The 11,342-nt window shown below is 66.7% G+C and carries 9 protein-coding genes and 1 pseudogene; all 10 read left to right on the top strand.

All coding sequences use genetic code 11. The features are described from left to right. Positions 1-201: 201 nt before the first annotated feature. The gene (gene iolC / locus ACK6AU_RS29920; RefSeq protein ID WP_409303245.1) at positions 202-2,139 is read left to right on the top strand and encodes a 5-dehydro-2-deoxygluconokinase; all 1,938 of its coding nucleotides are present in this window, start codon (positions 202-204) and stop codon (positions 2,137-2,139) included. Positions 2,140-2,207: 68 nt separating this feature from the next. Beyond that, entirely contained in the window at positions 2,208-3,113 is a 906-nt protein-coding gene (gene iolE, locus ACK6AU_RS29915) for a myo-inosose-2 dehydratase (protein WP_409303243.1), read from the top strand. Next, a complete protein-coding gene (gene iolB, locus ACK6AU_RS29910; protein WP_409303241.1) occupies positions 3,110-3,919 on the top strand; it encodes a 5-deoxy-glucuronate isomerase in 810 nt (269 codons plus the stop codon). Before iolE ends, iolB begins: the two co-directional genes overlap by 4 nt. 30 nt (positions 3,920-3,949) lie before the next feature. Then, on the top strand, positions 3,950-4,771 hold the full coding sequence (locus tag ACK6AU_RS29905) for a TIM barrel protein (RefSeq protein WP_409303240.1): 822 nt from the start codon (positions 3,950-3,952) through the stop codon (positions 4,769-4,771). A 40-nt stretch (positions 4,772-4,811) separates the two neighbouring features. Continuing rightward, entirely contained in the window at positions 4,812-6,749 is a 1,938-nt protein-coding gene (gene iolD / locus ACK6AU_RS29900) for a 3D-(3,5/4)-trihydroxycyclohexane-1,2-dione acylhydrolase (decyclizing) (RefSeq protein WP_409303238.1), read from the top strand. A 33-nt stretch (positions 6,750-6,782) separates the two neighbouring features. Beyond that, positions 6,783-7,793: a Gfo/Idh/MocA family protein gene (locus ACK6AU_RS29895; RefSeq protein ID WP_409303236.1), complete on the top strand. Its 1,011-nt coding sequence runs from the start codon at positions 6,783-6,785 to the stop codon at positions 7,791-7,793. A 189-nt stretch (positions 7,794-7,982) separates the two neighbouring features. Then, entirely contained in the window at positions 7,983-8,165 is a 183-nt protein-coding gene (locus ACK6AU_RS29890; protein WP_185699335.1) for a hypothetical protein, read from the top strand. A 52-nt stretch (positions 8,166-8,217) separates the two neighbouring features. Next, positions 8,218-9,144, top strand: coding sequence for a sugar ABC transporter substrate-binding protein (locus ACK6AU_RS29885; RefSeq protein WP_409303234.1), 927 nt, complete (start codon positions 8,218-8,220; stop codon positions 9,142-9,144). Between the two features lie 66 nt (positions 9,145-9,210). Next, positions 9,211-10,758: a sugar ABC transporter ATP-binding protein gene (locus tag ACK6AU_RS29880; RefSeq protein ID WP_409303232.1), complete on the top strand. Its 1,548-nt coding sequence runs from the start codon at positions 9,211-9,213 to the stop codon at positions 10,756-10,758. A gap of 70 nt (positions 10,759-10,828) precedes the next feature. Then, positions 10,829-11,342, top strand: a pseudogene (locus ACK6AU_RS29875) (ABC transporter permease); the annotation flags it as partial.

Raw genomic sequence — 11,342 nt, 5'->3', positions numbered from 1 at the left:
GGGGCCTGCGGCGCGTTGCTGAAACGATGCAGGGCACAGATTGCGACGTGCAGCGAACTTTAGTGGAAAAAATATTCCATGTAAAAAAAATTAGAATAAATATTGATCTGGCAGTGAAAGCCGTTCTAGTCTGCACCCACCAAGAGTGCTTGCCGAGGAACCGGCGGCAGGCAGCGGCTGATAACAATAACAGGAGCCAGCATGGGCCAGGACCGCTTTGCCAGTGGGCGTCAATTGGATCTGATCTGCCTCGGACGCCTGGGCGTCGACCTCTACGCGCAGCAAGTGGGGGCCCGCCTGGAAGATATCGCCAGTTTTGCCAAGTACCTGGGCGGCTCGTCCGCCAACATCGCCTTCGGTACCGCGCGCCTGGGCCTGAAGTCGGCGATGCTGACGCGGGTCGGCGACGACCACATGGGGCGCTTCCTGCTGGAGTCGTTGCAGCGCGAAGGCTGCGACACCCGCGCCGTGCGGGTCGATCCCGAGCGCCTGACGGCCCTGGTCCTGCTGGGCCTCAAGGACCGCGAGAGCTTTCCCCTGGTGTTCTATCGCGAGAATTGCGCCGACATGGCCCTGGCCGCCGAGGACATCGACGAGGCCTTCATCGCCTCCAGCAAGGCGTTGCTGATCACCGGCACGCATTTTTCCAGCGACCAGGTCTACCGCGCCAGCATCCAGGCCCTCGACTATGCCGAGCGCCATGGGGTGCGGCGAGTGCTGGACATCGATTATCGGCCGGTGCTCTGGGGCCTGGCGGCCAAGGCCGATGGCCAGACCCGCTTCGTCGCCGACCGCCAGGTCAGCCAGCACGTGCAGGGCATCCTGCCGCGCTTCGAGCTGATCGTCGGCACCGAGGAGGAGTTCCTGATCGCCGGGGGCGAGCCGGATTTGCTGGCGGCCCTGCGCCGGGTGCGCGAGCTGACGGCCGCGACCCTGGTGGTCAAGCTCGGGCCCAGGGGCTGCACGGTGATCCATGGGGCCATTCCCGGGCACCTGGAGGCGTTGCAGGTGCACCAGGGCGTGCAGGTCGAGGTGCTGAACGTGCTGGGCGCCGGCGATGCGTTCATGTCCGGCTTTCTCAGTGGCTGGCTGGAGGGGGCGGACGATGAGCGCTGCTGCCAGCTGGCCAATGCCTGCGGCGCCCTGGTGGTCTCGCGCCATGCCTGTGCCCCGGCGATGCCGACCCGTGCCGAGCTCGACTACCTGTTCGGCAGCCCGCGGCCCATCACCCGCCCGGACCAGGATCCGACCCTGCGGCGCCTGCACCAGGTCAGCGTGCCGCGCAAGGCGTGGCGGCCGCTGTTCATCTTCGCCTTCGATCATCGCGGGCAACTGGTGGAACTGGCCCGCCAGGGCGGGCGCGAGCTCAAGGTCATCGAACAACTCAAGCTGCTGTTCGTCGAGGCGGTGCAGCGGGTCGAGGCCGACCTGCGACGCCAGGGCGTCGAGGCCGATGTCGGTGTGTTGGCGGACCAGCGCTTCGGCCAGGATGCGCTGAACGCCGCCACCGGTCGTGGCTGGTGGGTGGCGCGCCCGGTGGAGTTGCAGGGTTCGCGGCCCCTGGTGTTCGAGCAGGGCCGGGCCATCGGCAGCAACCTGGTCGCCTGGCCCCAGGAGCAGATCATCAAGTGCCTGGTGCAATTTCATCCCGATGACGAGCCCATGCTGCGCCTGGAGCAGGAGGCGCAGATCCGCGCCCTGTACCAGGCGTCCCAGGCCAGCGGTCATGAGTTGCTGCTGGAAGTCATCCCGCCCAAGGACGTGCCCGGGGCCCATCCCGAGGTGCTCTACCGGGCCATCAAGCGCCTCTACAACCTGGGCATCTACCCGGCCTGGTGGAAGATCGAGGCCCAGGATCGCGAGCAGTGGCAGCGCCTGGACCAGTTGATCCAGGAGCGTGATCCCTACTGCCGTGGGGTGGTATTGCTGGGGCTCAACGCCTCGCCCCAGGCCCTGGCCGAGGGCTTTCGCCAGGCCGCCGGCAGCAGCAGTTGCCGAGGCTTCGCCGTGGGTCGCACGATCTTCCAGGAGCCCAGCCGCGCCTGGCTGGCAGGGGAGATCGACGACCAGCAGCTGATCGAGCAAGTACAGGGCACGTTTGTCCAGTTGATCGAGGCTTGGCGCAGCGCCCGCCCATGAACGCCCCACGCCTTGGTGGCGCGGCGGTTTTTTAGAGTGCGATCCGAACAACAATAAAAGGTGCAGCCATGCCCGTGATCCGAATTGGCATCAACCCGATTTCCTGGAGCAATGACGACTTGCCGTCCCTGGGGGGCGAGACGCCCCTGGACACGGCGCTGGCCGAAGGCAAGGCCATCGGCTACGAGGGCTTCGAGCTCAACGGCAAGTTCCCCAAGGATGCCCAGGGGGTGGCCGAGGTGCTGCGGCCCTACGAGCTGGCGCTGGTTTCCGGCTGGTACAGCGGCCAGCTGGCGCGGCGTTCGGTGGCCGAGGAGATCGAGGCCATCGCCGCCCATGTGCAATTGCTGGCGCACAACGGCGCCACGGTGCTGGTCTATGGCGAGGTGGCCGACTCGATCCAGGGCCAACCCATCGCCCTGGTGGAGCGCCCGCGCTTTCATGCCGAACAGGCCTGGCAGGCATATGCCGACAAGCTCACCGAACTGGCCCGTTTCACCCTCTCCCAGGGCGTGCGCCTGGCCTATCACCACCATATGGGCGCCTACGTCGAATCGCCGCAGGACATCGACCAGCTGATGCGTCGCAGCGGCCCCGAGGTGGGCCTGTTGTTCGACTCTGGTCATTGCTACATGGGCGGTGGCGAGCCCCTGGAGGTGTTGCGCCGGCATGTCGGGCGGGTCTGCCATGTGCATTTCAAGGATGTGCGCAAGCCGGTGGTGCAGTTGGCACGCAACCAGCTCTGGAGTTTTCCCGACTGTATCGTCAATGGCACCTTCACCGTGCCCGGTGATGGCGACCTGGATTTTGCCGCGTTGCTGCAGGTATTGCTGGGCGCCGGCTACCAGGGCTGGCTGGTGGTGGAGGCCGAGCAGGACCCCGCGGTGGCCCCCAGCGAGGTGTATGCCCGCAAAGGCTACGACACCCTGCGCGCCTTGCTGGCCAGCGCCGGGCACGGGAGGGCTGCTCGATGAGCCTGCTGGTCAAGGGCACGGGCGCGGGCCAGGAGCTGGTGCGACTCGAGGAAGGCCGTTTGCAGTACGTGGGTTTCGCCGCCTATCGCCTGGGCCCGGACGAAAGCCTGCCGGTCAGTGCCGGTGAACACGAGCTATGCCTGGTGCTGCTGGCCGGGCATGTGTGGGTCGAGGGCGAAGCGCCGGGGCATGGCGCGTTCCGTTGGGAGGAGGTCGGCGAGCGTCAGTCGGTGTTCGAGGACCTGGCGCCGTTCGCCGTCTACCTGCCGCCGGGCAGCCAGGCCCGGATCACCGCGCTGGGCCCGGTGCAACTGGCGGTCTGCGCGGCCCCCGGTTGCCGCGAGGCCGGGCTGGCGCCGCGGCTGATCCGCCCGCAGCAGTGCGCGCGCAGCGTACGGGGCAAGGGCGCCAATACCCGTTATGTCTGCGACATCCTGCCGGCCAGCGAGCCGGCGCATTCGCTGTTGGTGGTGGAGGTGCGCACGCCATCCGGGCATTCCTCCAGCTACCCGCCGCACAAGCACGACACCGACGACCTGCCGCACCAGAGCTTTCTCGAGGAGACCTATTACCACCAGGTCGACCCGCCCCAGGGCTTCGTGTTCCAGCGGGTGTACACCGACGATCGACGACTGGACGAAGCCATGGCCGTGGAGCACCACGACCTGGTGGTGGTCCCCGAGGGCTATCACCCGGTCTGCGTGCCGTACGGCTACCAGTCCTACTACCTGAATGTCATGGCCGGGCCGAAACGCGCCTGGCAATTCCACAACGATCCGCGGCACAGCTGGCTGCTCGATCTCTGAGAGCGCCACGCCATAGGGAGAATCAGCCACATGCCCCGGCCCTTGCGTTTTGCCTTGAACCGGATGGTCGCCCCGAGCTTGTCGCTGCTGGAGTTCATCGACCTGGCGCTGGACCTGAAGATCGATGCCATCGAGTTGCGCAATGACTTGCCGGGCGTGGAAATCACCGATGGCACGCCGCCGGAGCGGGTTCGCGAGCTGTGCGCCAGCCGTGGCGTGCGGGTGCTGTCGATCAATGCGCTGTATCCCTTCGATGTGTGGAACCCGGAGCGCGAGCGGCAACTGCGGCAATTGGCCGGGTATGCCGTGGCCTGCGGTGCCAGGGGGTTGGTGCTGTGTCCGCTGAATGAGGCCGGGGACGCGCGTGATGCCGCGCAGCGGGCATTGGCGCTGCGTAGCGCCCTCGAGGGGATCGCCCCGGTACTGCGCCGGCATGGCCTGTGCGGCCTCATCGAGCCCCTGGGCTTTCAGGAGAGCGCCTTGTGCAGCAAGCGCCTGGCGCTGGAGGCGGTCCGCGATACCGCCAGCCTGGATGTCCTGCGCCTGCTGCACGACACCTTCCATCACCGCCTGGCTGGAGAGCAGGAGCTGTTCGCCGAGCTGACCGGCCTGGTGCATATCTCCGGGGTCGAGGATGCGCAGGCGCCCCTGGGGCTGTTGCGCGATGGCCATCGGGCACTGGTGAGCGCAGCGGATCGGCTCGGCAACGTGGCGCAACTTGAGGCGCTGTTGCACCAGGGCTACACCGGCTACCTGTCGTTCGAACCTTTCGCCGCCTGCGTCCATGGCCAGGTGGATATCCGCCAGGCCCTGGGCGCCAGCATCGACCATCTGCGCCAGGCCCTGGAATGAGTGCCCGGCGCCATGCCCCTATCCTTTGCAAGGAGCTGAAATGAGCACGCTACGCCTGACCATGGCCCAGGCCCTGGTGAAGTTCCTCGACAATCAGTACGTCGAGGTGGATGGACAACAGAGCCGCTTCGTCGCCGGAGTCTTCACCATTTTCGGCCACGGCAACGTGCTGGGCATCGGCCAGGCCCTGCAGCAGGACCCGGGTGGCCTGCAGGTGCACCAGGGGCGCAACGAGCAGGGCATGGCCCACGCGGCCATCGGTTTCGCCAAGCAGCGCCTGCGCCGCCAGATCTATGCCTGTACCGCCTCGGTGGGGCCTGGCGCGGCGAACATGCTGACCGCGGCCGCCACCGCCACGGCCAATCGCATCCCCTTGCTGCTGTTGCCCGGCGATGTGTTCGCCAGCCGCCAGCCGGACCCGGTGTTGCAGCAGATCGAGCAGTTCCATGACCTGGGCATCAGCACCAACGATGCCTTCAAGGCCGTGAGCAAGTACTGGGACCGGATCAACCGCCCGGAGCAATTGATGAGCGCCGCATTGCAGGCCATGCGGGTGCTGACCGACCCGGCGGAAACCGGCGCGGTGACCCTGGCGCTGCCCCAGGACGTGCAGGCCGAGGCCTACGACTATCCCGAGGCGTTCTTCGCCCGCCGGGTCCACCGTATCGATCGGCGCCTGCCCACCACGGCCATGCTGGCCGATGCCGCGGCGCTGCTGCTGGGCAAGCGCCGGCCGCTGATCATCTGTGGCGGCGGGGTCAAGTACTCCGCTGCCGGCGAGGCGCTGCAGGCGTTCGCCGAGCGTTTCGCGATTCCCGTGGCCGAGACCCAGGCGGGCAAGAGCGCGCTGCTCTCGAGCCATCCGCTGAACGTCGGCGGCATTGGCGAGACCGGCTGCCTGGCGGCCAACCTGTTGGCCCGGGAGGCCGACCTGATCATCGGCGTGGGGACGCGCTACAGCGATTTCACCACGTCCTCGAAATGGCTGTTCCAGCATCCGCAGGTGCAGTTCCTCAATCTCAACGTCAACCCCGGCGATGCCCTGAAGCTCGATGGCGTGCAACTGCTGGCCGATGCTCGGGCCGGCTTGCAGGGCTTGTCGCAGGTCCTGGTGGAGCGTGACTATCGCGCCGGCTGGGGCGAGCAGGTGACGACGGCCAAGGCGCAGCTGGCGGCCGAGGTGCAGCGCCTGCATGGACTGCAGTACTCGGCGCAGGCCTTCGTGCCCGAGGTCGCGGACTCGCTGGACCCGGCGGTGCTGCGCGAGTTCATCGAACTCACCGGCTCCTGCCTGACCCAGAGCCAGGTCCTGGGCGTGCTCAACCAGGTGCTGGACGAAGACGCGGTGATCGTCGCTGCCGCCGGCAGCCTGCCCGGCGACTTGCAGCGCAGTTGGGCCAGCAAGGGGCTCAACAGCTACCACGTGGAGTACGGCTATTCGTGCATGGGCTACGAGGTCGGCGCGGCCCTGGGGGTCAAGCTCGCCGAACCCGGGCGCGAGGTCTATGCGCTGCTGGGGGATGGCTCCTACCTGATGCTGCATTCGGAGCTGGTCACCTCGCTCCAGGAGCGGCGCAAGATCAACCTGGTGCTGCTGGACAACATGGCCTTCGGTTGCATCAACAACCTGCAACTGGGCCAGGGCCAGGACAGCTTCGCCACCGAATTTCGCTATCGCGACCCGCTCACCGGCCGGCTCGACGGCGGCCTGATCCCGGTGGACTACGCCATGAGCGCCGCGGCCTACGGTTGCAAGACCTACCGGGTCACCAGCCTCGAGCAGTTGCAGGCGGCCCTGGCGGATGCCCGCCGGCAGACGGTCTCGACCCTGATCGACATCAAGGTCCTGCCCAAGACCATGCTCCACGGCTACCAGTCCTGGTGGCATGTGGGGGTGGCCCAAGTCTCTGACAGCGAGCGGGTTGCCGCCGCGTCCCGGGCCATTGCCGCCGAGCTGGCCAGGGCCCGCCAGTATTGATCCTTTGCCACGAACCACCACAGGAGTACATCCATGTCTTTGCAGCTAGGCGTTATCGGGACCGGGGCCATCGGCCAGGATCACATCCGGCGTTGCAGCCAGACCCTGCAGGGCAGCCGGGTCGTGGCCGTGACCGACATCGATCGGCAACAGGCGGCGCGGGTGGTCGACGACCTGCAATTGCAGGCTGAAGTCCATGCAGACGGCCATGCCTTGATCCGCTCGCCGCAGGTGCAGGCGGTGCGGGTCACGTCCTGGGGGCCCAGCCACGAGGAGTTCGTGCTGGCGGCCATCGCCGCCGGCAAGCCGGTGTTCTGTGAGAAACCCCTGGCGGTGCCCGCCGAGGGCTGCCGGCGCATCGTCGAGGCCGAGCTGGCCCATGGCAAGCGCCTGGTCCAGGTGGGCTTCATGCGCCCTTATGACGCTGGCTACCAGGCGCTGAAGGCCGTGGTGGATAGCGGTCGGATCGGCACGCCGCTGATGCTGCACTGCGCCCACCGCAATCCGCGGGTAGGGCCGAACTACAAGACCGACATGGCCATTACCGACACCCTGATCCACGAACTGGATGTGCTGCGCTGGTTGCTGGACGACGACTACGTCTCGGTGCAGGTGCTGTTCCCACGGGTTTCGAGCAAGGCCCATGGGCAACTGCGCGACCCGCAGATCGTGCTGCTGGAGACCGCCCGTGGGGTGCGGATCGATGTGGAGATTTTCGTCAACTGCCAATACGGCTACGACATCCAGTGCGAGGTGGTGGGCGAGAGCGGTATCGCGCGCCTGCCCGAGCCGCCCCAGGTGCAACTGCGCAGTGCGGCCAACCTGTCCAGCGCCATCCTCATGGACTGGAAGGAGCGCTTCATCGCCGCCTATGACGTCGAGCTGCAAGCCTTCATCGATGCCGTGGCGGCAGGGCAGGTGGGTGGCCCCTCGGCCTGGGACGGCCTGGCGGCGGCGGTGGCTGCCGACGCTTGCATCCAGGCCCAGCGGAGCGGGGCCATCGTGCCGGTGCACTTGCCGCCGCGCCCCGCATTCTATGGTTGAGAGGCCAGGGCCAAGGCCCTTGGATGGGGCTTGAGCAGGTCTTGCAATAAAATTCTAAAATGAGTTGATATAGAAAATATTTTCCAATAGAGTCGTTTCCAGGTTGCCGACTACCCAGGCTGCCGGGGTCTTCAGGTTCTGCCTGGTGCCCTGGCCAGTCATCCAACAAAAACAACACAGGTACCGTCGATGAAGATCCCTCGCTCTGCCGCGCCATTGCCCTCCCGGGCAGGTGCCATTGCCCCACGCGAGATGCCTCGCACTTTCTGGTCCTCCCGCTTGCTGTCGCTGCTGGGTTGCCTGTGTGTCGAACACCAAGGTTCGCTGCTGGGCTGCATGCCCGGCGCCCCGGTCCTGTATTCACGCGCCTGAGGCACGGCGGCGCCCGAGCCGCCAACCGACAACAACCTGGAGAGCACCCTTGATGAATATCCAGACCCGAGTGGTTTCCCTGGCCCTGGCCTTGCTGCTGTCCAGCGGCGTGGCCCAGGCCCAGGTGCGGATCGGTGTGAGCATGTCGCAGTTCGACGACACCTGGCTGACCTATCTGCGCGAGTCCATGGACCAGAAGGCCAAGTCCATGCCCGAGGGCGTGCAGTTGCAGTTCGAGGACGCCCGCAGCGACGTGGTCAAGCAGTTGAGCCAGGTCGAAAGCTTCGTCAGCCAGAAGGTCGACGCCATCGTGGTCAACCCGGTGGATACCGCCGCCACTCGCAAGATCACCGAGGCGGCGGTCAAGGCCGGGATCCCGCTGGTCTACGTCAACCGCCGCCCGGATGACCTGGCCCTGCCCAAGGGGGTGGTCACCGTGGCCTCTGACGACCTGGAGGCCGGGCGGATGCAGATGCAGTACTTGGCGCAAAAGATGGGCGGCAAGGGCAGCGTGGTGATCCTGCTGGGGGACCTGGCCAACAACTCCACGGCCAATCGCACCAAGGGCGTCAAGGAGGTGCTGGCCCAGTACCCGGGCATTCGGATCGACCAGGAGCAGACCGGGGTCTGGCTGCGCGACCGCGGCATGACCCTGGTCAATGATTGGCTGACCCAGGGCCGCGAGTTCAACGCCGTGGTGGCCAACAACGACGAGATGGCCATCGGCGCCGCCATGGCCTTGAACCAGGCCGGGGTGGAACGCGGCAGCGTGCTGATCGCCGGGGTCGACGGTACCCCCGACGGGCTGCGCGCGGTGCAGCGCGGCGAGCTGGCGGTGTCGGTATTCCAGGACGCCAAGGGCCAGGCCGAGGGTTCGGTGGAGACCGCGGTGAAGATGATCAAGCAGCAGCCGGTGGAGGCTGCGGTGTGGATCCCGTATCGGTTGATCACCCCGGACAACGTCGCCCAGTTCAAGTAGCCGGGCCTCATTCACCGAGCAAGCCGACCGGGTGCCCTGGGTGCCTGGCGGTGGGAGTAGCTGAGCATGAACGCCTGTGCGTCCGTTTCGAATCCGGCCGGGATCACCCCCGTCATCGAGCCTTACCTGCTGGAGGTGATCAATGTCAGCAAGGGCTTTCCCGGGGTGGTGGCCCTGTCCGAGGTGCAGTTGCGGGTACGTCCCGGCACTGTGCTGGCGTTGATGGGGGAGAACGGGGCCGGCAAGTCGACCCTGATGAAGATCATCGCCGGGATCTACCAGCCCGATGCCGGCGAGTTGCGCCTCAAGGGCCGGCCGGTGAGCTTCGCCTCGCCACTGGCGGCGCTGGAGGCGGGGATCGCCATGATCCACCAGGAACTCAACCTGATGCCGCACATGAGCGTCGCCGAGAACATCTGGATCGGTCGCGAGCCGCTGGGCCGGCTGGGGCTGGTCGATCATCGGGCAATGCATCACGCTACCGCCGCGCTGTTGGCGCGCCTGCGCATCGAGCTCGATCCCCAGGAACAGGTGGGCCACCTGAGCATCGCCGAGCGGCAGATGGTGGAGATCGCCAAGGCGGTGTCCTATGACTCCGATGTGCTGATCATGGACGAGCCGACCTCGGCCATCACCGACAATGAAGTGGCCCACCTGTTCTCGATCATTGCCGACCTCAAGGCCCAGGGTAAGGGCATCATCTACATCACCCACAAGATGAACGAAGTGTTCGCCATCGCCGATGAGGTGGCGGTGTTTCGCGATGGCACCTACATCGGCCTGCAACGGGCCGAGAGCCTGGACGGCGACAGCCTGATCTCGATGATGGTCGGGCGCGAGCTGAGCCAGCTGTTCCCCACGCGTGACCAGCCCATCGGCGAGCGCTTGCTGCAGGTACGCGACCTGCGCCTGGACGGGGTATTCGAGGGGGTGTCGTTCGACCTGCATGCCGGCGAGATCCTCGGTATCGCCGGGCTGATGGGCTCGGGGCGGACCAACGTGGCCGAGACCCTGTTCGGCATCACCCCGGCCGATGGCGGGCAGATCATCCTCGATGGCCAGGTGCTGCGCATTGGCGAGCCCCACGTGGCCATCAGCCAGGGCCTGGCGCTGCTCACCGAGGATCGCAAGCTCAGCGGTTTGTTCCCCTGCCTGTCGGTGCTGGAGAACATGGAAGTGGCGGTGCTCAACCGCTATACCGGGGCGGGTTTCGTCAAGCACAAGGCCCTGCGCGCGCTGTGCGAGGGCATGTGTCGCCAGCTGCGGGTCAAGACCCCGTCGCTGGAGCAGTGCATCGACACCCTGTCTGGCGGCAACCAGCAAAAGGCCCTGCTGGCCCGCTGGCTGATGACCCGGCCGCGGATCCTGATCCTCGACGAGCCGACCCGGGGCATCGATGTCGGAGCCAAGGCCGAGATCTACCGCCTGATCGCCACGCTCGCCGCAGAGGGCATGGCGGTGCTGATGATTTCCTCGGAACTGCCCGAGATCCTGGGCATGAGCGACCGGGTGCTGGTCATGCACGAGGGGCAACTGATGGGCGCCCTGGACCGTAGCGAGGCGAGCCAGGAGCGGGTGATGCAATTGGCCTCGGGCCTGGCCCTGGAACACTAGCGGCGACACACGACATTCAACCTGGGCCGGCCGCCTGCAATGGCGCCGCCCCTGATCAAGGTGGACGGTGATGAACGCAATACTGGAAAACAAACCGGCCCTGGCACCGACCAAGAGCCGCCGGCGCCTGCCGACCGAACTGAGTATCTTCCTGGTGCTGATCGGCATCGCCCTGGTGTTCGAACTGTCCGGCTGGGTGGTCCGCGAGCAGAGCTTCTTGCTCAATTCCCAGCGCCTGGTGCTGATGATCCTCCAGGTCTCGGTCATCGGCCTGCTGGCCATCGGCGTGACCCAGGTGATCATCACCACCGGCATCGACCTGTCCTCGGGTTCGGTGCTGGCCCTGTCGGCGATGATCGCCGCCAGCCTGGCGCAGACTTCCGACTTCAGCCGCGCGGTGTTCCCCGGGTTGACCGATTTGCCGGCATGGATCCCGGTACTGGCGGGGCTGGGGGGCGGGCTGCTGGCGGGGGGGGGCAATGGCGACCTCAACGCCCCCCCCCCGGTGCCCCCCCTTTTTGCCCCCCCCGGGAAAATTGGCTTCGGCCCGGGGCCCGCGCGCCACAACACCCCCCGGCCCCCCG

It is taken from the genome of Pseudomonas sp. KCJK8993, from assembly GCF_046230915.1.
GTDB lineage: Bacteria > Pseudomonadota > Gammaproteobacteria > Pseudomonadales > Pseudomonadaceae > Aquipseudomonas > Aquipseudomonas piscis.
The sequence above is the reverse complement of the archived record's forward strand: the minus strand, read 5'-3'. Positions and strand labels throughout refer to the sequence as shown.

Coding starts and splice junctions, on each gene's coding strand:
- iolE (WP_409303243.1), top strand. CDS start 2,208: ATGCCCGTGATCCGAATTGGCATCAACCCGATTTCCTGGAGCAATGAC.
- ACK6AU_RS29885 (WP_409303234.1), top strand. CDS start 8,218: ATGAATATCCAGACCCGAGTGGTTTCCCTGGCCCTGGCCTTGCTGCTG.
- ACK6AU_RS29905 (WP_409303240.1), top strand. CDS start 3,950: ATGCCCCGGCCCTTGCGTTTTGCCTTGAACCGGATGGTCGCCCCGAGC.
- ACK6AU_RS29895 (WP_409303236.1), top strand. CDS start 6,783: ATGTCTTTGCAGCTAGGCGTTATCGGGACCGGGGCCATCGGCCAGGAT.
- iolD (WP_409303238.1), top strand. CDS start 4,812: ATGAGCACGCTACGCCTGACCATGGCCCAGGCCCTGGTGAAGTTCCTC.
- iolB (WP_409303241.1), top strand. CDS start 3,110: ATGAGCCTGCTGGTCAAGGGCACGGGCGCGGGCCAGGAGCTGGTGCGA.
- iolC (WP_409303245.1), top strand. CDS start 202: ATGGGCCAGGACCGCTTTGCCAGTGGGCGTCAATTGGATCTGATCTGC.
- ACK6AU_RS29890 (WP_185699335.1), top strand. CDS start 7,983: ATGAAGATCCCTCGCTCTGCCGCGCCATTGCCCTCCCGGGCAGGTGCC.
- ACK6AU_RS29880 (WP_409303232.1), top strand. CDS start 9,211: ATGAACGCCTGTGCGTCCGTTTCGAATCCGGCCGGGATCACCCCCGTC.